The sequence below is a fragment of the Paenibacillus sp. J22R160 genome, assembly GCF_059692135.1.
This window is the reverse complement of sequence record NZ_JCAUAU010000011.1, coordinates 62,215-85,662: the sequence shown is the minus strand read 5'-3', so window position 1 is coordinate 85,662 and position 23,448 is coordinate 62,215. Positions and strand designations below refer to the sequence as shown.

20 protein-coding genes, 1 pseudogene and 1 other annotated feature are annotated in these 23,448 nt (G+C 46.2%); of the genes and pseudogenes, 16 read left to right on the top strand and 5 right to left on the bottom strand.

Translation table 11 applies throughout. The annotated features are described in order from the left end of the window. Nucleotides 1–8 precede the first annotated feature (8 nt). From AC58UW_RS21040 to asd, 12 genes are all read left to right on the top strand, one after another. Nucleotides 9–1,793 (top strand): sensor histidine kinase, encoded by a 1,785-nt coding sequence (locus AC58UW_RS21040; RefSeq protein ID WP_497422562.1) that lies wholly within the window; start codon nt 9–11, stop codon nt 1,791–1,793. A 10-nt stretch (nt 1,794–1,803) separates the two neighbouring features. Beyond that, nucleotides 1,804–3,009 carry a response regulator transcription factor gene (locus AC58UW_RS21035; protein WP_497422561.1) on the top strand — a complete coding sequence of 402 codons (1,206 nt, stop codon included), beginning with the start codon at nt 1,804–1,806 and terminating at the stop codon, nt 3,007–3,009. Between the two features lies 1 nt (nt 3,010). Further along, nucleotides 3,011–4,903, top strand: a complete 1,893-nt coding sequence (locus tag AC58UW_RS21030) for a substrate-binding domain-containing protein (protein ID WP_497422560.1) — start codon at nt 3,011–3,013, stop codon at nt 4,901–4,903. 18 nt (nt 4,904–4,921) lie between these two features. Further along, complete coding sequence (locus AC58UW_RS21025) at nt 4,922–5,470, top strand: GNAT family N-acetyltransferase (RefSeq protein WP_497422559.1); 549 nt, start codon at nt 4,922–4,924, stop codon at nt 5,468–5,470. Between the two features lie 524 nt (nt 5,471–5,994). Next, nucleotides 5,995–7,965: an ABC transporter substrate-binding protein gene (locus AC58UW_RS21020; RefSeq protein ID WP_497422558.1), complete on the top strand. Its 1,971-nt coding sequence runs from the start codon at nt 5,995–5,997 to the stop codon at nt 7,963–7,965. Next, nucleotides 7,955–8,974, top strand: coding sequence for a FecCD family ABC transporter permease (locus AC58UW_RS21015; RefSeq protein ID WP_497422557.1), 1,020 nt, complete (start codon nt 7,955–7,957; stop codon nt 8,972–8,974). Before AC58UW_RS21020 ends, AC58UW_RS21015 begins: the two co-directional genes overlap by 11 nt. Beyond that, nucleotides 8,967–9,968, top strand: a complete 1,002-nt coding sequence (locus AC58UW_RS21010) for a FecCD family ABC transporter permease (RefSeq protein WP_497422556.1) — start codon at nt 8,967–8,969, stop codon at nt 9,966–9,968. Before AC58UW_RS21015 ends, AC58UW_RS21010 begins: the two co-directional genes overlap by 8 nt. A 352-nt stretch (nt 9,969–10,320) precedes the next feature. Further along, nucleotides 10,321–10,542, top strand: coding sequence for a hypothetical protein (locus AC58UW_RS21005; RefSeq protein ID WP_497422555.1), 222 nt, complete (start codon nt 10,321–10,323; stop codon nt 10,540–10,542). A 7-nt stretch (nt 10,543–10,549) separates the two neighbouring features. Then, a complete protein-coding gene (locus tag AC58UW_RS21000) occupies nt 10,550–10,738 on the top strand; it encodes a helix-turn-helix domain-containing protein (protein WP_497422554.1) in 189 nt (62 codons plus the stop codon). 450 nt (nt 10,739–11,188) lie between these two features. Next, nucleotides 11,189–12,196, top strand: coding sequence for a DUF3231 family protein (locus tag AC58UW_RS20995; protein WP_497422553.1), 1,008 nt, complete (start codon nt 11,189–11,191; stop codon nt 12,194–12,196). Nucleotides 12,197–12,353: 157 nt separating this feature from the next. Further along, on the top strand, nt 12,354–12,662 hold the full coding sequence (locus AC58UW_RS20990) for a hypothetical protein (RefSeq protein WP_497422552.1): 309 nt from the start codon (nt 12,354–12,356) through the stop codon (nt 12,660–12,662). 72 nt (nt 12,663–12,734) lie between these two features. Then, nucleotides 12,735–12,999, top strand: a binding site (T-box leader). Nucleotides 13,000–13,129: 130 nt separating this feature from the next. Next, nucleotides 13,130–14,215 (top strand): aspartate-semialdehyde dehydrogenase, encoded by a 1,086-nt coding sequence (gene asd / locus AC58UW_RS20985; RefSeq protein ID WP_497422551.1) that lies wholly within the window; start codon nt 13,130–13,132, stop codon nt 14,213–14,215. A 409-nt stretch (nt 14,216–14,624) separates the two neighbouring features. On the opposite strand, the gene AC58UW_RS20980 is transcribed toward asd, so the two are convergent. Beyond that, nucleotides 14,625–14,801 (bottom strand): hypothetical protein, encoded by a 177-nt coding sequence (locus AC58UW_RS20980; protein WP_497422550.1) that lies wholly within the window; start codon nt 14,799–14,801, stop codon nt 14,625–14,627. 165 nt (nt 14,802–14,966) lie between these two features. Here AC58UW_RS20980 and AC58UW_RS20975 point away from each other — a divergent pair, with 165 nt between their 5' ends. After that, complete coding sequence (locus AC58UW_RS20975) at nt 14,967–15,872, top strand: YVTN family beta-propeller repeat protein (RefSeq protein WP_497422636.1); 906 nt, start codon at nt 14,967–14,969, stop codon at nt 15,870–15,872. A gap of 16 nt (nt 15,873–15,888) precedes the next feature. Here AC58UW_RS20975 and AC58UW_RS20970 read toward each other — a convergent pair whose 3' ends face one another. Beyond that, on the bottom strand, nt 15,889–16,920 hold the full coding sequence (locus tag AC58UW_RS20970) for a stalk domain-containing protein (RefSeq protein WP_497422549.1): 1,032 nt from the start codon (nt 16,918–16,920) through the stop codon (nt 15,889–15,891). 139 nt (nt 16,921–17,059) lie between these two features. Between AC58UW_RS20970 and AC58UW_RS20965 the strand changes: the two genes are divergently transcribed. The 3 genes from AC58UW_RS20965 (at nt 17,060) to AC58UW_RS20955 (ending at nt 20,782) form a co-directional block, all read left to right on the top strand. Next, complete coding sequence (locus tag AC58UW_RS20965; RefSeq protein ID WP_497422548.1) at nt 17,060–17,848, top strand: class I SAM-dependent methyltransferase; 789 nt, start codon at nt 17,060–17,062, stop codon at nt 17,846–17,848. 433 nt (nt 17,849–18,281) lie between these two features. Continuing rightward, nucleotides 18,282–19,256: an ABC transporter substrate-binding protein gene (locus AC58UW_RS20960; RefSeq protein ID WP_497422547.1), complete on the top strand. Its 975-nt coding sequence runs from the start codon at nt 18,282–18,284 to the stop codon at nt 19,254–19,256. 377 nt (nt 19,257–19,633) lie between these two features. Next, nucleotides 19,634–20,782: a helix-turn-helix domain-containing protein gene (locus AC58UW_RS20955; RefSeq protein WP_497422546.1), complete on the top strand. Its 1,149-nt coding sequence runs from the start codon at nt 19,634–19,636 to the stop codon at nt 20,780–20,782. A 340-nt stretch (nt 20,783–21,122) separates the two neighbouring features. On the opposite strand, the gene AC58UW_RS20950 is transcribed toward AC58UW_RS20955, so the two are convergent. From AC58UW_RS20950 to AC58UW_RS20940, 3 genes and pseudogenes are all read right to left on the bottom strand, one after another. Continuing rightward, complete coding sequence (locus AC58UW_RS20950) at nt 21,123–21,248, bottom strand: hypothetical protein (RefSeq protein ID WP_497422545.1); 126 nt, start codon at nt 21,246–21,248, stop codon at nt 21,123–21,125. A 77-nt stretch (nt 21,249–21,325) separates the two neighbouring features. Further along, nucleotides 21,326–22,452, bottom strand: a pseudogene (locus tag AC58UW_RS20945) (TIM-barrel domain-containing protein); the annotation flags it as partial. A gap of 56 nt (nt 22,453–22,508) precedes the next feature. Continuing rightward, nucleotides 22,509–23,339 carry an AraC family transcriptional regulator gene (locus AC58UW_RS20940; protein WP_497422544.1) on the bottom strand — a complete coding sequence of 277 codons (831 nt, stop codon included), beginning with the start codon at nt 23,337–23,339 and terminating at the stop codon, nt 22,509–22,511. Nucleotides 23,340–23,448 lie beyond the last annotated feature (109 nt).

Sequence of the window (23,448 nt, the reverse complement as noted above, 5' to 3'; positions counted from 1 at the left end):
GGATCGCAGTGAGGGCATATCTTCGTTGGTGGCACGACCGCAGCATCCGTTTTAAGCTAAACTGCATCTTTCTCTTAATTATTCTTATCTCTATTCTTACGCTGAGCTTTTGGGGCATTCGAACCTACAGCAGTTACTCCGAGAATCAAGCAGATCAAAGCACGCTGCAAATGATTCATCAGGTAGAAAGCAATGTGGACTATTATATCGAGCATCTAAAGGATGTTCAACACTACATAAGTCAAGATCCGGAAGTCGAGAAGTTTATGCAAATGAAGGGGCAACAGCCTTCTAAAGATGAGGTTTCACGGATTGATAAGACGTTGTCCATGTACGCAGAGCGCAACAAAGAAATAATGGGCATTATGCTAGTTAATAAAAGCGGGGCATTTACATCGCATGATATGTTTCGCATTACACGCGATTCGTTGATCGAGGAAACGTGGTTTCAGGATGCGCTAAAAGCACCTAAGGATACGATGATCATTAGTAATCCGATAGGACGTAACGTTTCTACGTCCCAAAATTACAGTTCTTACGATGTATTATCGCTCGTACACGCAGTCGTAGATCCCCAAACGGAAGAAGTGCTGGGGGTCGTTCTTATGGATTTAAGAATGGATATGATTAAATTCATATTTGAGAATGTGAAGCTCGGCAAATCCGGATTTATGTACATATTGGATCATAAAGGCAATATTGTGTATGCGCCTACAAACGATATCGTGTATCGCATTCAAGGTAAATGGCTGCCGGACGGTTCACAAGGAAGTCTAACGCAGCAGATTAAAGGGCACGATTATCGCATTTTGTTTAATGATTCCGCAACGAATAAGTGGAGATTCATTGGAGTTATTCCTAATGACGATTATCAGCGGGTTATCACAGATATTCAGCTGTATACCCTCATCGTAACCTTCATCACGATTGTTTTAGCGTCTTTGCTGTCCGCTTACTTTACCGGCACATTGATCCGTCCTATTCGTAAGCTGATGAGTTTGATGAGTCATGTGAAGAATGGTGAGCTTAATCAACGTTTCGTCTCCGAAACCAAAGATGAGATCGGGCAGCTGGGCAATAGCTTTAATCATATGCTGGAAGAAATTAATAATTTAATTAATGTGGTCTACATGGAGCAGAAAAAAAAGCGGGAAGCTGAGCTGCAAGTTCTTCAAGCCCAGATCAAACCGCATTTCCTATATAACACGCTGGATACCATCCAGTGGATGGCGCAAGAATATGAAGCCGACGATATTATTGAAGTGATCGGGGCGCTTACGAATCTATTCCGAATTGGTCTGAATCGCGGAAACGAGTGGATTCCAGTACGGGATGAGGTTAAACACGCTGAGAGCTATATGATTATCCAAATGTCTCGCTATATGGATAAATTAGATTTTAAATTCGATATTCCGGAACATTTGTATAGCTATCATGTACTGAAGCTTATTCTGCAACCTTTAATTGAAAACGCGATTTACCATGGCATTAAGGCAAGAACAGGCAAGGGGAAGATCAGCATTTGTGCGGAGCTGGAGTCGGATCTCATTTGTTTTCGAATCACAGATGATGGGGCTGGCATTCCGCCGGAGAAGCTGGAGGAGATCAATCAAATTTTACGTGGCGAGAAAATGCGCGAGGATCAGTACGGAATCGGCCTATTCAATGTAAACGAGCGCATACAGCTCACTTATGGTACCGCTTACGGAATTCAGATTTATAGTGTCCTTGGACAAGGAACAACAGTCGAAATCAAGCATCCAACGGTGCAAGCAGTGAAAAAGACAGGATGAGGTGACGAATATGTGGAAACTTATGATTGCCGACGATGAACCACGCATTCGAAACGGTTTATGTAAAACGCTTCCATGGGCAGATATGGGCATTGAGGTTGTTGCTGAAGCCGAAAATGGCAAAGAAGCGCTAGAAATAGCGGCTTCGGCTTGTCCTGATCTGATGTTTGTCGATATCAACATGCCATTTATGAACGGCCTTGAATTGATTGAAAAACTGCATGACCAGAATCCGAATTGCTTGGTAATCGTCATATCAGGTCATGATGAATTTGCTTATGCGCAGCAAGCGGTCCGGCTCAATGCCTTCGATTATTTGCTAAAGCCTGTGCAAAAAATGGAGCTTAGCTCGGCCGTTCACAAAGCGCTCGATGTGCTCATGAAAGATAGAGTTGAGCAAAAGCATACGCAGTGGATGAACCATAAATTGGAGTTCAATGCGGAAACGATGCGGGAAGAATTTTTTAGCAAATGGATTACCGGGAAGTTAACGAAGGAACAGTTTGAGGAAGAGTGGCTGTTTTTTCAGCCGCAGTTTCATGGGAAAATCAGCATGCTGCTTCTCAAACCGCTCGGCAAAGTTACAGCCAATGCCCCGAGCAAGATTTGGGACCCGCCATTGCTTGAGTTTGCGATCAAAAATATCTTAAGCGAAATGCTTCCGCAGCTCCCCATTTCAACCGTATTTAGCGCAGAAAAGGGCCGAATTGCAGCGCTTACCCAAATTTCCGATCTTGCCAGCATACGCGCTGTTTATCAAGAGTTTGAGCGTGCAGTCATGACCTATTTAGGAATTAGCATGCTGCTTACACACACGGTTGTTGAACAGCTTGAACAAGTTCCAAGGCATTATGAAGAGATGAATCAGGAGCTAATGCGTGAGAGCGCCTTGACCCCTATCGTCATGATGACGAAGAAATATTTGGAAACCTACTATTATAAGGAAGACTTATCATTGTCCGAAGTGGCGGAACAGATGAATGTCAATGCCACCTATTTGAGTAAATTGTTGAAAAGAGATTTGGGCAAATCGTTCGTAGATTGTCTTACCGACATCCGCATTAAAAAAGCCATTCAATATCTGAATGATCCTACTTCCAAAATGTATGAAATCGCGAAAAAAGTCGGCTACCAATCGCAGCACTATTTCAGTCATACTTTCAAAAAAATGACAGGCGTATCGCCACTGGAATATAGAAAGCGTGGAGACTACTAGGATGAAGGTTCTCTCAAAAAAAGGTTACATTTGGCTGCTAAGCTTTAGCTTGATTGGTCTGGTTGTGGTTATGCTCGTTGCAAGCCTCTTGCACCTTAAAGCGGCAAAAGCTGAACCGGATTTTTTAATTGGCATTAGTCAGCCCAACCTGAATGAACCCCGGCAGCTGCTTATGAACAATGAAATTCGAAAAGAAGCTGAGAAGCACAAGAACGTTAAGCTGATTTTTACCGATGCAGCAGAAAATAGTGAGAAACAGGTTCATGATGTTCAGAAGCTGATGAAGTACGGCATCGATCTTCTTATTATTTCGCTGAACGACTCGGAGAAGCTGACCCCGATCGTTACGGAGGTCTATAAGGACATTCCTGTTATTGTCCTTGGGCGAGGTGTTACCGGCTATGATTACTCCCTCTTTATCGGGTCGGATAATCTGTCGATTGGCAAAAAATCAGGCAAATTAGCGGCTGACTTACTGGGTGGCAATCCAGCCGATGTTATAGAAATAAAAGGAGCCGTCAGCTCCAAATCGGTTGAAGAAACGAGCCGTGGTTTTCGCGATTATTTGTCTCAATCACCGTCCATTCAGGTCGATAAAGTGATTGTCGGAGACTGGCAGCGGGATCGGACAGAGGATGAAGTAAAGCGTATTTTACCGAGCTCACCAGAGATTAAGCTTGTATTTGCACATAGTGATGCCATGGCGCTTGGTGCTTATCGTGCGATTGATGCCCTAGGTTTGAGCAACGTGCAAATAATCGGAATTGATGGATTGGACACGGTAAATGGGGGATTTGATTTAGTTAAACAAGGTGTTCTTAGCGGGACGGTTACTAGCCCAACAGGGGGAAGAGAGTCAATTCAATACGCACTCGATATTCTTAACCGTGAGAAGGTTATTCCCAAGAAGATCATTCTGCCAAGCCATGTTATTACGCAAAAAAATACCAGAGAGTTAGGGGCAGTCAGTGACCCTAGCCTGAAACAGATTACTTCTCGTATGAGTGTGAGCACGAAAAAAATGAAGTTAGGCGTAGCGGTTGTAGGCTCTGAAAGCAGCTGGCGGGCAGCCAACACCGAATCCATTAAGAATGCGGCGGGCCAGGACCTTGGCATCGACCTTATTATGCAAAATGCCGAGGGCAGTCAAGACAAGCAAATCGAGATTATTCGGGACTTTATTCAGCAAAAAGTGGACGTTATCGCCTTCACGCCGATCGTTGAGTCAGGCTGGGACGAAGTCTTAACGGAAGCCAAGGAAGCTGGCATACCGGTTATTTTGACGGATCGCAAAGTAAAGATGGAAGATGACTCTTTATGGACGACGTTCATTGGTTCGGATTTCGTTGAAGAGGGACGGCGAGCAGCTAGATGGCTTGTGGAGCACAAGCCTGTGTCCGGGGAAACCAAAATTGTGGAGCTTCAAGGAACAGCAGGATCAGCACCTGCCATTGAGCGCAGACAAGGCTTTGAGGAGGTGCTCTCTCAGAATGCTAGCTTTCGCGTCATAGCTTCGGAAGTCGGGGACTTCACGACGGAAAGCGGTCAGCAATTAATGAGTAAAGTACTTCGACAGGGAACGATACCGCAGGTTGTTTTTGCCCATAATGATGATATGGCACTTGGCGCAATTAAGGCAATAGAGCAGACGGGCTTGAAGCCGGGCAAAGACATCATCGTCATTTCTGTGGATGCCACGAAGCTTGCTTTTCAAGCTATGCTTGCTGGGAAGCTAAACATGTCAGTGGAATGCAATCCCTTGCTCGGACCACAAATCATCAAAGCGGCAAAGGATCTTGTCGCAGGCAAGGAAATTCCGGTGAATATCATTACAGCGGAAAGTATTTTCTCTCAGGAAACGGCGAAACGGGATGTATCTACACGCAAATATTGATTGAAGATGGAGTGTCTCATGCAGAACTATATGTGGTCAGGTAAAAAGGTTCGATTACGACCTATCTTGGCTTCGGATTGGGAGAAATTCCATCTGAATGATTTGGATTCGGAAGGTGCGAGGCACTGCGATGTCATCTATTTTCCTAGATCCGAGGAAGGAACAAAAGCTTGGGCAGCGGGTCAGGCTGCGAATGCACCGGTCAGCGATAATGTCATGCTAGCCATTGAAACGTTGGAGGGTGAACTCGTTGGGAGCTTGAGCACCAGTAGCTGCGATCGACGGCATGGGACTTTTAAATATGGCGTAGCCATCTTTCGTGGACATTGGCGCAAGGGATATGCTTCGGATGCGATAAAGATACTGCTGCGGTACTATTTCGAAGAGCTGCGTTATCAGAAAGTTTCAGCGCATGTTTATGCGTTTAATGACGGTTCCATCGCGCTGCATGAGCAGCTCGGGTTTGTCCAAGAGGGAAGGCTGCGTAATATGATTTTCACGAAGGGGCAGCATTTTGATGAATTCATATTTGGCTTGACGAAAGGTGAATATGAGAAATGGACCTAGCGATTTTTCGCTAGGTTTTTTTTTCGTATTTCATATGATGGGGGGATTTCAGGGAACTATGGTCCTCTATTTCTCTGAAAAAACACATTTTTCACATGCAAGCGGAACTACAGTCTGCTATTTTGCCGGTTTCACCTGAAAAATGAGCAATGGAGGACAAATAAGAGACTGTAGTTCCGTTCAGAATGAAAAATGCTCGTTTTTCTCTAAATAGAGGACTCCAGTTCCCCTAAGTGATCATTTAGGGGGCGAACCTGTATCCAACGTATGACAAGGGGCGTAGAGGGGAATTAGAAATGCGATTTCCAAATAAGGCACCCAAATGTGATTCCTAAATGCAACTCCAAAATGCAACATTTAAATAGCTACTTCAAAAGGCTGCATCCACTGCATCCACTGCATCCACTGCATCCACTGCATCCACTGCATCCACTGCATCCACTGCATCCAAATGATAATGAGAATTATTTTCAATTGTGATAAAATAGGTGAATCATAGTTGGAATGAAAGGAATGACCGATTAATGAGAATTAGCGACCATATCGTCTTGTGGAATCATGTTCTCATCCGAGTGATGGACGTTCGCCGAATGCTGCTTGAGCCTGGCGAAGCGATGCGCGGTTATCGCGTGCCGACAAGCGCTTTCCTGTATGTCACCAGTGGCAGTGCCGAGCTGCACATAGACGGAGTCGAAAGCCGTATGAAGCGATTTCATGTACTGCATGTAGGGAAGGGAATTCGTCTCGACATTGCGGCCGTGGAGCAGTTGGAATATTTTATGGTGCTTTACAAGGCAACATTGCCGCTTCCTAGCCGATTAGAGCTAGTCAATCTGATGGAAAGGGAGAATCCGTTCCAGCTGCGCTATAGTTTATTGCCTAACTTTCCGATTTCTTGGATGCAGAAATTGGAGCATATGTACCAAATATGGCAGGCCCCAAGCCCACTTGATAAATTAAAGGTGAAGACGCTATTTTACCAATTGCTATATGAACTAGTAGAGCAGTTGCACGAACAAGGGGTAGACGTCATCCGTCCCGATCTCGTCAGCCAAGCCGTCTATTATATGGAGGAACATTATCAGGAAACAGTGACGCTGGAAGAGTTGGCAGATACGCTGGAATGTACGACTAGACAACTGCTGCGATTGTTTAAAAACCAAATGGATACAAGCCCTATCGAATATTTAATCCAGCTGCGGTTGAACAAGGCTAAGGAGCTTCTCGTTTATACGGACAAAACGCTGAAAGAGATTTCAGAGAGTGTCGGTTACGCGGACAGTTATTATTTTAGTCGGATTTTCAAAAAGCAGGAGGGTGTCTCTCCCAAAAGATTCAAAGAATTGTATGCCTGGGAATGGCGTCGAAATAATCCATTCTTACTGTCGAGATATCCCATTGTGGCAAGTGGGCTTAGACGCTATAGTAGGAGTGGTTATGAGAATCATTATCAAAACAAGGGAGAGGGAGATTCACAGATGGTTAAGAAATCAAGAGCCTGGATGACTGCCATGGTCGTCATCTGTTTCACATTGTTACTCAGCGCTTGTTCGACGGGGGCAACGACATCGCCAACCACGACGAGTGGCGTGACGCTGATTCCGAGCGCTAATAGCACTTCATCCGCCGCGGCAAATAAGGAAGCCGATGCCCCGCGCGTCATTAAACACGCGATGGGCGAAACGACGATCAAGGGTACGCCATCCCGCGTCGTTATCCTGACCAATGAGGGGACAGAAGCGTTGCTCGCTGTCGGTGTAAAACCAGTAGGAGCTGTTATGTCTTGGCTGGGAGAACCATGGTACGACCATATCAAGAACGATATGCAGAATGTAACTGTTGTTGGAGATGAACTGCAGCCGAATCTTGAACTGATTGCCAGCTTGAAACCGGACTTGATTATCGGGAACAAAGTGAGGCAGGAGAAAATTTATGATCAACTGAATCAAATTGCTCCTACGGTGTTCGCGGCTGACTTGGTTGGGGACTGGAAAGTCAATTTCAAGCTGTACTCGGAGGCCGTAAATAAGAAGGATGAAGGCGAGAAAGCGATGGCTGCTTTCGACAAGCGTGTAGCGGAAGTGAAAGGGAAGCTCGGCAGCAAGGCCGCAACGAAAGTTTCTCTGGTGCGTTTCTCGGCGTCACAAGTGCGTATTTACCAGAAACAGACATTTGCCGGTGTGCTGCTTAACCAGCTGGGCATCGCGCGTCCCGAGTCACAGGACAAGGAGTCTTTCATTGAAGTCATGAATAAAGAAAATATCGCCAAAATGGATGGAGATGTCCTGTTCTACTTCGTCACGGAAGCGAAAGGGAAGACGGATGCTGCCAATGTGGTGAAAGAATGGCAGAATGATCCATTATTCAAAAACTTGAACGTAACGAAAACCAATAAAGTGATTCAAGTAGATGAAGGAATTTGGAACTCTGCAGGTGGATACAAAGCAGCCAACCTGCTGCTCGACGAATTGATTAAATACTTCGATGTCAAATAACAAGGCTGCTATTCTCGACACGCATAAGAGAAAGATGATGGGATTGACGGCGGGAACTGTGTTTCTGGTTGTGCTTGCTGTAGCGAGCGTTTTACTAGGGGAGCGAATATTCGGGCTCGGCAATTTATGGACGAGTTACAGACATTTCGACGGCTCAAACGAGCAGTTAATTCTTAGAACAACCCGGGTACCGCGGGTTCTAGTTGCAGCAGCAGTAGGCGCCTCTCTTGCAGTAGCAGGCGCCGTCATGCAGGTGTTGACGCGAAACCCGCTGGCGTCCCCTTCCATATTCGGCATTAATGCCGGCGCTTCATTATTCATCGTCATCGGGCTGGTCCTCTATGGATCAGCTCTTACGATGAATACGATGATTTGGATCGCTTTCGCCGGCGCGCTCTTCGTCTCGGTCTGCGTTTATGCCATGGCGATGCGTGACAGTTGGTTCGAGCCAGTCAAGCTTACGCTGGCGGGCGCGGCGATGGGGGCTTTTGCCTCGTCGATCACATCGGGCTTGATTCTGATTAACAAGCAGTCACTGGATGCAGCTTTGTTCTGGATGATCGGGTCCGTTTCCGGAAGGAAATTGGACCATTTGCTGTCCGTAGCCCCCTATATGGCGATTGGGTTAGGCCTCGCGTTTCTGTTAGCCGGCTCTCTCAATATTATGGTGCTAGGCGAGGAGAGTGCCCGAGGTCTGGGCCAGCGAGTGATGCTCGTACGCCTGCTATCGTCTCTTGCCGTCGTACTGCTCGCCGGTAGTTCGGTGGCGGCAGCAGGTCCGATCGCGTTCGTCGGACTGATCGTTCCGCACCTATGTCGAGCGCTGATTGGCCAGGATCACCGCTGGCTGCTGCCTTGCTGCGCGTTAAGCGGAGCAGTGCTGCTTGTGGCGGCGGATCTTGCTGCACGTTTCGTCTTGTTGCCGAAAGAGGTCCCCGTCGGGATCGCTATGGCAATGCTGGGCGTGCCCTTTCTGATCCATGCGGCAAGGAGGAAGGCAAATGATTAAGTCGCGCTCGAGAAGATCGATTGTAATCATCATTAGTTTATTTCTCGCGATGATCGTGCTTTCGATGGTTTGCCTCTCCGTCGGCAGTGTACGCATCCCGATGAAGGATGTCTTCCGCTCGTTGATTGGACAGAGCTTAGGCAGCTCAGACCTGATTCTCATGAATTTTCGGTTGCCGCGAATACTAGCCGCAATCCTAATCGGTGCGGCGCTGGCCGTATCGGGCACCTTGCTGCAGGGGGTCATTCGGAACCCTCTTGCTTCGCCAGACATTCTAGGCGTCACTGGAGGTGCATCGGCTGCGGCTGTTGCTTTCATGACGCTGTTCACTGGCTACAGCATTCACTGGGTTCCGGTTGTTGCGATGACGGGAGCGCTTCTCGCGGTGCTCATCAATTATACCCTTGCCTGGAAGAGGGGCGTATCGACGTATAGGTTGGTGCTCATAGGAATTGGTCTCTCGGCAGCGATGGGGGCACTTACGATGTTTCTGCTTATTAGCGGGCCGGCTTACTTGGCGGCTCAAGTGCTGAACTGGATGACGGGCAGCATCTACGGGACGAGTTGGAAGTACGTGCAGGTCATTTTTCCATGGATTGCCGTCTTTATCCCGCTATCCTTGCTGTATGCCAAGGAGCTGACGATTCAGACATTAGGCGAACCTACAGCTCTGGGGCTTGGCAGCCGGCTTCAATTTACCCGAGTGATGGTGTTGCTTTACAGCGTAGCACTTGCAGGTGCGGCCGTTGGGGTAGCGGGGATGATTTCGTTCCTCGGCCTCATGGCCCCTCATATCGCCCGCAGGCTCGTAGGCAATTCGTATTCGCTCGTAATTCCCGTTGCGGCTTTAACCGGTGCGATTCTGCTTCTGCTGGCTGATTTGGCTGGGCGCATGTTGTTTATGCCGCTTGATATACCAGCAGGGGTATTCACGGCGGGTATCGGAGCCCCGTTCTTCCTGTACTTATTGTTCAAACGGAAGCGGGTTGGTTAACTATAGACAGACAATGGTCAGTTGGCGTGAGCGCAACTGGCCTTGTTTTATTGTAGGGGAACAACAGGGCGCTATTTTGGCAAAAAGACCCCTTGGCGTGAAGGAGAGGGAACTAGGGTCCGCTATTTCGCTATATTGAAAGATAATGTGAAGAAATGCAGTTGAATAAGCGCCTGTAGTTCCCCTCCAACCCACAAAGTTTAGTTTTTGCCTTAATAAGGGAGTGGAGTTCCCTCAATAAGGCTAAGGTGGGCATTCATGCCCTCATCCAAGCGTCGCTGATACCCACGACGATATTTGCAGACGGATTTACTTCTTTTTCAGCGTAAAATGCAGCTGCTTGCCTCCGCGTATGGGGGCTTCCAGCGTAAGGGAGCACTTGCGGCAGCAGTATTTGTACGCCTTGGTGGAGTTGATTCTGAAGGATCAGCCGCCTTCAATAACGACAGCGAAAGATGCTGATGCATCGATACAGCTAACGATTCAATACATGCAGGATGCTTACCATACGGACATCAATCTGGATAAGCTTGCCGAGATTGCGGGGATGCACCCAGCTTTCGCTAGGTTTTAAGCAAAAAATGAATAAATCACCGATAGAATTTCTCACGCAAGTACGCATGAATAAGGCGAAGGAAATTCTGCTAGTTTCTGCGCCGCAGATACGAGATTTGAGCGGACGCGTAGGTTACCGTGATGAGTTTTATTTTAGCCGCCGCTTTAAAGAGGTTCCGGATATGCCCCCACACAGTTTGCGAATGAGCCGTTAACCAACATCGTTTCACTATCGTACCTATATACAGATCACTTGCTGACTTTAGGCATTGTTCCGAGTGCAGCCCAATTTCACCGCAAAAAGTATTTGCCGACGGAGTGATTTCGCTGACTTTGCCGCTTCACGCTGCGGACTCTTGGGAAATAGGCAGATTGGCAATAAAATGGCGCTTGATGCGGCAGAAAAGCTTTTCGCTAAATAATCATTCATAAGGCTAGGTAATTTCGATAATGTTAGTTTTCTTTAAACGTGCAGGAACATACAGGCTAGGCTGCAAGAAAAAATGATGAGGGCTATCCCAAAGGTCTTATGACCAGAGGGACAGCCCTATTTGTACGACCATTGAGGTAAAATGATTCTGGATATTCTTTCCCCGATAGGAAATGATAAATGAAAGCAAACCTCAGGAAAAGATCACGCGAATTTACATAAAGGAGTCAATCATATGGAGTCAACCGATATCCCATTGACATCATCAGAAATAGGTAACTTGTGGATGACGTATCAAGAAAAAACCATGTTACTTCAATTTTTGGAATATTTCCTTGAAAATGCGGAAAGTAAAGAAATTAAACAAATTCTTAAAGTAACGTATGATTTCACTGATCAAATGGTAACGACGATCAAACAAATTTTTGAGCAAGAAGGAGCTGTCATTCCACTTGGATTTACTGCAAACGACGTAAATAAAGGGGTTCCTAAGTTATTTGATTACCAGTATGAACCGATGTTTTTGCATATGATAAGTAAAATTGAAGTTCCGCTATTTGCGTTGCATTCAACGATGTCGTATCGGAAAGATATAAGACAGCTTTTTAAGCGGTTAACAGCAAATTCACAAGAGATTTACGATCAGTGCGTACAGTTCCTAGAGGAAAAAGGGATTCTATCGCGGCCGCCTTATATGTCCATGCCCACAGAGGTAACCTTTATTCAGAATGATAATTATTTATCAGGATTCCATTTATTTAAGGATAAAAGAGCTCTAAATGCGATTGAGATTTCGCTCTTACATCATGGCATTGAAGCAAACCTTACAGGGATGCAGCTTATGATCGGCTTCGCTCAAGTTGCTCATGATAAGAATGTGAAAGAATATTTTGTGAAAGGCATGAAGCTGTCTAAAGAGGTCGAAACGACCTTAGGTGAATTTCTGCGCGAGGATTATATTGAGCCACCTGCCACTCACGCTGGGAAAGCCACCAACTCCACGGTTTCTCCATTCTCCGATAAGTTAATGATGTATCTCACCAATTTATTGGGCTCGTTTGCGATTGGAAGTCACTCGCTTGGCGGAGCTTTTAGTCTGCGTAGTGATTTACCGCTTGCGATGGCGAAACTTGCTCAAAAAATTATACCCTATGTCAAAGAAGGCGGGGAAATCATGATTGGGCATGGTTGGATGGAAGAGCCGCCGCAAGTCGAAGATCGCAGACAGCTAACCAAATCATGAGGGTAAGCAAATGGAAACAGACATAGCCACTCCAGTAATTGGAATGGCTTTTTTATATGACTGAAAGGTTCTTGTTGCCACGCGGCTGGAAGTCAAAAATTACTCTAGCAATTTGGGTCATTTTGCAATAAAATATTGAACGAATGGAGGAATCGTTTTGAGTCAACGTTATCGAATTACAAGATCCTTGCAAGTAAATGACAACTCAGAAGCCGTAATCTCTTTGGAAGAATGCAAACAGTATTTTGCGTCTAAACCTGATTTTACCTATACATCTGTGTTTACAATAACCGGTGCTACAACCATGTCGATTGATGGTGATTTCTTCATGTGGAGCTATGGCGATAGCAAGATTCCCTTTCGGCATTATCAGGGGGATATTTATGTGTCAGGCACGAATGAAGCCGTGATTCCAAGGATGATGGAAGTTGCGAGCGATTTAAGGGCGGACATCGTCGGAGAATAATTTGTCTAATTTCGAAAATTATAAAAATTATGTTTACGTTGCAATCGATATCTGATACTATTATCGCAACATTCAAATGCGACGAAGAGATGAGTAAATAAATGAAATCTTTCACAGAGAGCTCCGTTAGCTGAAAAGGAGCAAAGAATTCTTTATTGAAAAAAGGCTCAGAGCAGCACATTGGAACCGAGTAAGAAGGGGATGGTGTGCCAGGAGCTCCTGTTACAGAGCTAAAGTATACGCATTACACCGTAATGCCGTACTTGAAGAGGCTAATATGGCGACATATTGGCGAATCTGGGGTGGTACCACGAGGAATCCAAATCTCGTCCCTAAGGCTGGAATAGTCTTGGGGGTGGGATTTTTTTGCTTTTATAAAAGAAATGCCGTTAACGCGCTGATTAGGTACACCAATTCAGACTTATTGAATAGTTTATCATACCATTTTGAAAGGATTTGAATATCACATGTCAGAAAAATTAAAAGTGGGTATTGTCGGAGGAACAGGTATGGTTGGCCAGCGTTTTGTAGAGCTGCTGGATCAACATCCTTGGTTTAAAGTAACAACGATCGCAGCTAGCAGCAGCTCTGCGGGTAAAACATATGAAGAGTCCGTGCAGGGCAGATGGAAGCTTACTACTCCTATCCCTGAAGGCGTGAAACAAATTGTTGTTCAAGATGCTTCGAAAGTGGAAGAAGTAGCATCTCAGGTTGATTTTATTTTTTGCGCAGTCGATATGAAAAAGAATGAAATTCAAGCGTTGGAAGAGGCTTACGCCAAAACAGGCACGCCTGTTATTTCCAACAACTCGGCTCACCGCTGGACGCCTGATATCCCGATGGTCATTCCGGAAGTCAATCCAGGACATATTGATGTGATCGCGGCACAAAGAAAACGTCTCGGAACTTCAACTGGGTTTATTGCCGTTAAGCCTAACTGCTCCATTCAGAGCTATGTACCAGCGCTTCATGCCTTGCTGGACTTCAAACCAACACAAGTGGTTGCATCCACGTACCAAGCGATTTCCGGAGCGGGCAAAAACTTTACGGATTGGCCTGATATGCTGGACAATGTTATCCCTTATATTGGCGGCGAGGAAGAAAAAAGCGAGCAAGAGCCGCTGCGCATCTGGGGCAGCATCGAAAATAATGCCATTGTTAAAGCGAGCGCGCCTTTAATTACAACCCAATGTATCCGCGTTCCCGTAACAGATGGACATTTGGCGACCGTTTTTGCATCGTTCGAGAAAAAACCATCCAAAGAAGAAATTCTTGCTCGTTGGCTGCAGTTCAAAGGTCGCCCGCAGGAGCTTGAGCTGCCAAGCGCACCTAAGCAGTTCATCACTTATTTCGAAGAAGAGAACAGACCGCAGACGAAGCTTGATCGTGACATTGAGCGCGGTATGGGCGTCTCCGTAGGTCGCTTGCGTGAGGATTCCATCTACGATTACAAATTCGTAGGATTATCGCATAATACATTGCGCGGAGCAGCAGGCGGTGCTGTTCTGATCGCTGAATTGCTGAAAGCAGAAGGTTACATTCAAGCGAAATAAAAACAGTAAGAGGCTGTCCAATAAGTCATCCAATGACCGAGGGACAGCCTTTCTTTGAACTTTCGGGAAAGTCGCTTAGAATAGCGGGAAATACTCCTGTTATTTTGTGGAGTAACGCATCTAAAGCATGAATAAATGGCATTTCTCCTGTTATTGGGGACGATTGAGCTAGGAAGCAGGGGTGTGGGAGTAAATTAACGGGAGAAATGCCTGTTAACTGGCTTTTTAAGCAGGACTTGCAAGAAATAACGGGAGGATTTCCCGTTATTTCTTGACGCAGCTAACGCTCCTCCCGCGTGAACAGTTGTCGTTCATCGGTGGCAAGCGGCTTCGTAGAAAAGGCTTTCCCGAGAGTCATCAATTGACGGAGGGAAAGCCTCTTACTGTTTTTGTGTTTTAAAACATGATATTAATAGGCAATATCGAACTTTTCATCCAAAACTTGCGATATTCGGACGAGATCCCTCCAAATATGGTGACACGAAATATGGATATTATTCAGTTCTTTCCAACCTTTATCAATCTCGGCAATCATCTGATCAATATCTTGATTTGTGATTTTTCTTTCCTTCGTATTGGTTAGCATTGGAAGCTCCTCCATGACAACGTTTCTTATATACATATATTTTCGGTAGGCTGATCCTGTATGAGGGTGTTGCTTTTAGAGAATGCAAATGCCTCGTGATAACAGCCGTTCCAAAGGACACATCTCCCAACATAAGATTACTTAGGAGTGTGATCCCTTGTGACCATGAATAGACGTATACCCTCGTTTCATTTCGCTTACGTTACGAATTATAATGACAACACCATCTCGGTGATTGATACTCGAACAAGAAAGGTCAAGGCAACGATCAAGACGGGAAAAGGTCCCTTTGAGATCGCTGTCACACCTGATGGGAAGTATGCCGTTGTCGTCAATAAAACCGATAACACCGCTCAAGTCATCCAGCGAAGTACGAATAAAATCATTAGCACCATCCCAGTCGGAAAAAGTCCATCGGATGTTGGAACATCGCAAAGGTACGTGTATGTTACGAATTCGGCAGATAAGACTGTTTCAGTTCTATGTATCAAGAGGAGAAAGGTCATTCAAACGCTAAAGGTCGGCAATAGACCAATAGGGGTAACTGTTACACCTCGGAAGTCTGGCCAAAGAACTTTGGGATATGTGAGTAATCACGACAGCAATACGATTTCTATTTTTGATGCAAAATGCAATAAGGTCATAGACACCATTCCCGCTGGAGTAGGTCCGGATCAAATTGCTTTTACCCAAAATCGCAGATTGGCTTATGTGACTGCGAATCAGAATGTTTTGGTCATCGGTACGCGCAGCAGAAGGATTCTTAGTAAAATCAAAGTCGGTACAAAGCCCATCGGGGTAGCGATAACGCCAAACGATCAATTTGCTTACGTTGGTAATGAAGGAGATAACACCGTTTCCGTCATTAGGCTTAAAAAAAATAAAGTGATAGCGACCGTTCCGGTGGGGAAGAAACCCGGTATAGTCGCTATCACACAAAATGGCAAATATGCCTATGTGGCTAATTTTGGAGAAAATACCGTCTCTGTTATCAGAGTCCAGGATAATAAGGTCATTGACACCATCAAGGTAGGGAATGCAGCCTCAGGGCTAGCCATTATCCCACTATAAGTCTTGAAAAATAGAACTAGAACATCCTTCTAGCCGTGGCAAAACGCTTTTTCCATTTATCATCAAAGTCTTCATAATGTACGCCTTGCTCTTTGGAGTAAGTATGAAGAATCCGCCCGTCTCCTGCATAGATACCAACATGCCCGATATCGAGCCCGCGTGCGTCAAAGAACAGCACATCGCCTTTGCGCAGCTCATCTAGAGGGACTTCGGTTCCTTTCAAAGCTTGGTTGTAGGAGACTCGCGGGAGATCAATCGACAATGCTTGCTTGAACACATATTGGACGAATGAAGAGCAGTCGAATGTCTTGGTTTGGCCAGAATCTGCACCGAATTCGTAGGGCGTTCCGAGATATTTTGCTCCGAAAGCGAGCAATTCATCGGCTTTTTTATCCGCTGGAGCCAAGTTGGCGTAATCCGTATACTGCGACCCTGCTGAAAGGAAGCCAATGGACTTGTCTTTCGTCTGAACCTCCAACCAGTTGGCGTCGACTTCTCGGATCACATGAATGTTCTCGCTCTTCGGAATCATTCGAAGGACTTGCGCACTCGTATTTGGAGCGTCGCGCAGATTGACGCCATATTCAATCTTGGTTTCATACTCATTAGCGGAGGAAATCGTAATCGTTCGAGCATATTCATGCCATTTCACGAGATTACCTAGCGTTTCACTAATTAATCGAAGCGGAATCATCGTCGATCCGTTAATAATTTTGCCCGCGATCGGCATTTCAAGCTGGTCTTTATTTTTAAAAGCGGTCATTTCACCAATCCGGTATGTAAATACGATATCATTTTTCTTAGCTGTAACTGTGCGTGTGTTTTCATCCCAGGAAACTTTGGCGCCCTCGGCCTCAAAAATGGTACGGAGTGGAACGAGACTGTAGCCATTTTCGATAACGGGAGGAGTCTCAAAGCTGAGCGGATGCCCATCCAGATAGACAGGAGGCGACGTGATCGCGTCTGCATGCGCACTCGCTGCGGGGAGCAAGCCCATGAGAAGCAGCATTAACGCGGCTCCTGTTTGCAAGCCATTTTTTATCTTCATATCCTCTACTCCTTAGTTGACTTTAGTAATGTATAGACGCAGAAGAAGGCTTGTTTGTTGCTTTGAAATTTGTGGTAAATTAAGGATGCAGGTATTAGGATGAGCATTTGGAGTCAGATGAAACTGGGAGGCATGGAATGTGCAAGCTGAGTTTTCAAGAACAAACAAGAAGGCTTGGGAAACGAAAGCGTATCAGGCTTGGGTACACAATTTCGGGACACCAGATGAACTTGCCGTAGAATTGAAGCGGGAACATAAGCATCATCTGCGCTATTGGTTAAAATACATAGGCGATCCAAATGGAAGGCGAATGATTAATCTTCTTGGCTCGCACGGCAGAAAAGCAATCTCTTTTGCAATGTTAGGCGCGGATGTAACCGTAGTCGATATTTCGGAAGAAAACCGGTTGTACGCCAAGCAAGTTGCTGATGCCGTCGGTGTGAGGCTCGACTATATTTGCTCTGACGTCTTGCAGATCCCGAATGAAGAGTCACTTGGCCAATTTGACATCGTGCTGATGGAGTTTGGTGTTCTGCATTACTTTACGGATCTTAACGACATCTTTGCCGTTGTCCGTCGCAGACTTGGGAAAAATGGCCGGTTCCTCTTGACCGACTTTCATCCTTTTGCACGTGCTTGGGTGAACACAGTTAATCTGACGCAACCTAGCGGCAACTATTTTGAAAAGGGGACGAGGGAAGGAGACGTGGCATTTGCAAAATTGCTGCCAGAGGAAGAACGTTCCGGGTTGGAGAAGGTTCTTATACGGAGTTGGACACTTGGTGAGATTATCTCGGCAATTGCGGCGTCTGGGCTAGTGATTCGCGCATTGGAAGAGATATCAAGTCCCACTGATGCTAGGTTTCCTGAGTTTTACACGTTAGTTGCTGATAAGATGGAGGAAGAGTTAACTTCATTGTATCCATGATGTTCATTGGTAGTTAAGACTCTTTGGACACCTCTTGGGTGTCTTTTTCAACACAGCAGAATTATATGTTTGGGGCGTTCAAGGAACTACAGTCCGCTATTTCTCTGAAAATGCATGTTCTCCACCTGCAAGGGGAACTACGATCCGCTATTTTGAAGATTTCGGTTGAAAAACGCGCCGTGGAGGACAAATAAGAGATTGTAGTTCCGCTTAGCGAGAAATTACTTTGTTTTTCTCAAGATAGAGGACTCTAGTTCCCTTTAGTAAACTTTTAGCGGACAGAGGAAGTCCCTAAAACCTCCGCTCATACACGATCGTGCGCAGCATCTCCATAAATTCAGCATTTTTGCTTATTCACAAACAGGCTGTCTTCCTATATACTCCTTAGTATCGATAACGATAATGATTATCAGTATCATCTAGGGGGTTACATATGTTTCATTATAAAAAGTACGCAACGATCACGTCTGTTCTTCTTCTGACATCGGTATTTCTCGCCGGCTGCGGAGCTGGAAACGATACGAAGCAAGCGGGAACCGGAGCAGCGAATAACACGCAGCTGACTTCCAGCTCGGCAACTCAAAAACCAGAGACGGAGAAAACGCTGACAGACGCCATGGGGCACACGGTAAAAGTTCCTGCACAGCCTAAGCGAATCATTGCGCCATTTCTCGAAGATTCACTTACGGCGCTCGGCGTAAAGCCGGTTGCGCAATGGTCCGCTGCCGGGCAACCGCAGCAATATTTGCAAAATGAGCTCAAAGACGTCGCAATCCTTCATATGGAAGGCGGGCTTAAGCCGGAAGAAGCGTTAAGTTATAATCCAGATTTGATTATCCTCACCTCCGAGGCTTATATGAAAAATGGATCCTATGAAGAATTCTCCAAAGTGGCGCCTACCTATGTGCTTTCAAAAGATGAGAATGACTGGCGTAGCAATTTTGCTAAGCTAGGCGAAGTTCTAGGCAAAAGCAGCGAGGCGGATCAGGCGGTCAAGAAGCTTAACCAGAAGCTAACCGAAGCGAAAGAACAAATTCGCGCAAAAGCCGGAGATAAGACAGCTGTTCTGCTGCAAGCCGGAGATAAGGGCTACAAACTGTTCGGAGCGAAATTCTATAGTGGAAATGTGCTGTATGACGGACTTGGTTTCAAACAGCCGAAATTGTTAAAGGGCGACTACGAGACTTATTCGATTGAGACATTAGCTCAGTTGGATGATGTCGACTATATTTTCGTGCTGTCCGGAAAAGGAAGGGCGAAACCGCCGGTCGATAACCCGCTATGGATGCAGCTGCCTGCGGTCAAGCAAGGACATGTTTATGAGGCAGATTCAGGCCACTGGTTTAATCAAAATGTTATTGCCAACCAACTGATTATCGATGATGTTCTGAGTGACGTTGTAAAATAACCAGAATAATGGGAGAAGCAAACGTCCATGGGAGAAGATTCAGATTTATTTAGCAGCAGCGACAACTCATATGCTGATTCGTGGTATAAGCTCCTTGGCGCCCGGCACGTAACGGAAAATCAGATGAAATGGCCAGCAGAACGCGATTTCATTCGAGCCGATACGCTCATACTTGTTGCATCGGCTGCTAGCGAGGGACGACTTATCGTGGATGGTCATTATCATCCTATGCGGCCGGGGACTGTTTTTGTTTGCAAACCTGGTCAACTATTAGAAATGGGTCTGCACTTTGGGGATGAGCAAGGCTTTTATCTTTTGCGGTTCCAAGCCGTGGAGATGCAATTAGCCGGGCAGAAAGCCATTGCAAAAAATCGCAAATGTTTCCAGGGGAAGGCGAGGCCATTCAGTTGTCAGCTCTCTCCGTCATCCCTTTGTGCAAAACTATTTTTGCTCATTGGAACAACGGAAGTGCTGCTGATCGCTTTCGCAGCGAGGCTGGCTTCTATGAGCTGCTCAGTCAGGTGTTCAAAAACCAAGAGCACAAAACAGAGCTGGCCCTGGAGTGCGCGAAGCTCATGTTAGAGCAGCATTACACGGAAGATATTACGATTGACCGGCTGGCTACGACGGCAGGGCTAAGCCGGTACCATTTTATGCGGCTATTTAAAGAAAAGTTTGGCAAAGGTGTCATTGAGTATGTGACGGATTTGCGCCTCATTGAGGCAAGACGGTTAATGGGTGAGCAGACCAAACTTTCACTCACGGATATTGCTTATAAAGTTGGCTACAAGAACGAAACGTATTTCAGCAATATGTTCAAAAAGCACATAGGACTAGCCCCAGCCGTTTATTTGAAAAATAGGACGACTAAGGTCGCAGCCTATAGTTGGGTTAATATCGGTCAGTTGCTGGCTCTTCGTACAATTCCCTATGCTGCGCCTATTGATCAGTATTTGACAGACTATTATCGAAATAAATATGCCTTTGATGTGTCTGTACCGCTCAGCCATCATTACGATTTCAACAGAGAAGCCCTGCAAAAAGCGCAGCCAGATTATATCGTTGGTGTCGACTCTTGGATCGACGCCGATGAGCAAGCCAGGCTCAAGCAGATTGCTCCTTCCCTGTTTCTGCCGTGGGAAGAAGGCTGGCGTCAACATCTTTTGTTGACAGCAGATTTCCTCGACAAAACGAAGGATGTGACTAGATGGCTTCACAGTTACGATCAGAAGGCTGCAGGGATTAGGGAAACAGCAAAGAAAAGGCTGCAAGACGAGACGGTTGTCGTTGTAGTGGTCGATAAGAAGAAGATGTATATCTGGGGCCGACACGCAGGAACTGTCTTGTATGATGATCTTCAACTTGCCCCAGCTCGCCATATTGATTCTATCTTTTGGACGCAAGCGATTGAGGCTCACGACCTTGGCGTCTATGATGCGGATCATATTCTTTTGAGCGTCCCCAAGATGAGATCTCGCAGACGACATGGCATCGAGTTAGCCGATCTCCCGCATGGCTGGAACTGAAAGCTGTGAAAGCGAAGCAAGTGCACTCAATTGGGGGTTACGCTGGCTTACAAGCTCCATGGAACGAGTATAATGCATTTTGTCATGACCGGTTTCTCGATCACCTGTCAAAGCTGCTAGATAACATGGCTTAGTCTAGCGCTGATCATGACTTCAGTGCCGTCGATACGACATGCCAAAAGCCAGAAAAATTAGGAACTACGGTCCGCTATTTGCCACGGAACAGGCTATTTGGCAGATGGAGGGGAACTACGATCCGCTATTTCGGCGCCTGATGCTAAAATACGGCCAATTGCGGGGAAATAAGGCCCTGTAGTTCCGCTCGCAGCCAGAAATCAGCTTATTCGCTGAAATAGCGCCCTGTAGTTCCCATCACATCCGCCCAGCGGACTGCATGTGAATAAGAAGTGGGAATCGGTGGCGGTAAAACAATCGCATTCGCATTCGCCCTTGCATTCGCACGCATGTTATCCCTCACACGAGCGGCAACAAGAAAAGGCAGTTCCCAAAAGTAGAAGGTTCTACTTGGGGAACTGCCTTTTTTTACAACCGTATGGCTAAGTGCGATTTGCCCGTTTCAGGCGTAAGCACGATGCCGTTAGGGGAATCGATCCAATCCGCTCCATCTACGCCAGCGACTTCATGTATTCCCCTCAGCACGATGGTATATGGCTTCGTTGCACCTTGAGTGAAGAAGCTGACTTCTTCATTCTGGCGCACAGCCTTCACGGTCACTTCCAGCTCGCCTTGCAAGCTGTACAACGAAGCTGCAGCGCTGGCGCCATCCTGCAGTTCAAACAAATGCAGGGATACGCCATCCGCGTAGTCGTAATCGGGGTTTAGATCGTTCGCTCCTATAGCGAGCAACGCATTCGGCTTAACCAACAGTGGCAGCGTCATGTAACCATGGGTTTCTTCGTGCCATTTCCCACCTTCAATGACTTGACCGCCAAAGAAGTCGGTCCAGCGTCCTTCCGGCACATAGTACATCACTTGTCCGCAATCGTTAAAGATCGGAGCCACGAGCAGATTGTCTCCTAACATGTACTGCGTATCAAATGATGGGTAGAAGGGTCCGCCGGGAAATCGAGCACCATCGCGCGCATCATCGGAATCCCCATCTCGGTGGATTGGATGGCACTTTCAAACAGATAAGGCATCAACGTACTTTTGAGCTTCGTAAAATGCCGGAGAACATCGACGGCTTCTTCGTCAAACAGCCACGGAACGCGGTAAGACTCGTTGCCGTGCAGTCGGCTGTGTGAAGACAGCAGACCAAAGGCGACCCAGCGCTTATAAATATCAGGCGGCGCTGTTTTCTCAAAGCCGCTGATGTCGTGGCTCCAGAAGCCAAAGCCGGATAAACCGAGCGAGAGACCTCCGCGCAGCGACTCCGCCATGGAGTCGTAATTGGCCGAGCAATCGCTGCCCCAGTGCACAGGGAATTGCTGCCCGCCTGCTGTGGCCGAGCGGGCAAAAAACATCGCTTCATTTTTGCCAAGCTTTTCTTCCAATACCTCAAATACGGCCTTATTGTACAGGAAGGTATAATAGTTGTGCATTTTAAGCGGATCAGAACCATCATGGTATTTGACATCCGTAGGGATGCGCTCGCCAAAGTCGGTATTGAAGCAGTCCACACCCATATCGATCAGCCGTCTTAAATAATCAGCGGCTGACTCTGTAGAAAATACCAGAGCAGCCGTTTTTCTGTTTCATGGCATCATTACCGCAGCTCATGCTGCTTTCGAAATTCTTTCGGTGTAATGCCCTCGATTTTTTTGAATACTTTAATAAAATAGCTGGGGCTTTCGAAGCCGACTTTTTTGGTAATCGTCTGGATTTCCCATTCGGGGAATTGCTGAAGAAATTCCTTCGCTTTATGAATCCGGAAACGGTTGATGTACTCGAATGGTCTCGTGCCGAGCGTTTGCTGAAAGAGGACACACATGTAATGCGGCGTAACCGATAGGAGATTGGCTAAATTAATCAGCGTAAGCGGCTGGGCATAGGAGTTCTCTATATAGTCGATCACTGGCTTTAAATGTTCATATTGCTCTTGATTGGAGCGGGTATCTGAAGTGGATGTATACCTGATCAGATCGAGCAGCAAGCCGTAGAGGAGCTGAGATCCCTCATAGCTTGAGCCGTATTTCCGGACGGAGAACATATGATTAATTTCATGGATTCGGGACTCGAACACTTCGGGTTTCGTTACAAAAAGTACAGAAGACTCGAGGAATTGCATGGATTGGAGAATTTTCTCTGCGAAGGTGCCATTAAATTCTATCCACTGCACGGTCCATGGCTCTGCAATCGGGTAATAACGGTGTGGGACCCCAGGATACAGCAGCATGCCTTGTCCCTTGGAAACGGTGAGGGATCTCCCTTCCAATTCTAGTATTCCTTGGCCACTCAGACATTGAAGCCATTGAAACGCTTTGTAGCCATTTTTTCGGAAAACCTGAGGCTGGTGCGTCCAGCTCCCGGTTGAGACAATATAGAGGGGCAATTGAAAATCGATATCCGTTAATACGTTCCAGTAAAAAGGTTTCATCTGCATCACTCTCAATAGAATATTAATATTGTTATATTAACATAAATATCGTTAGATTGTTCAAGGATTATGTAGATCATATAATTATCAATAAAATTATATAAGAATA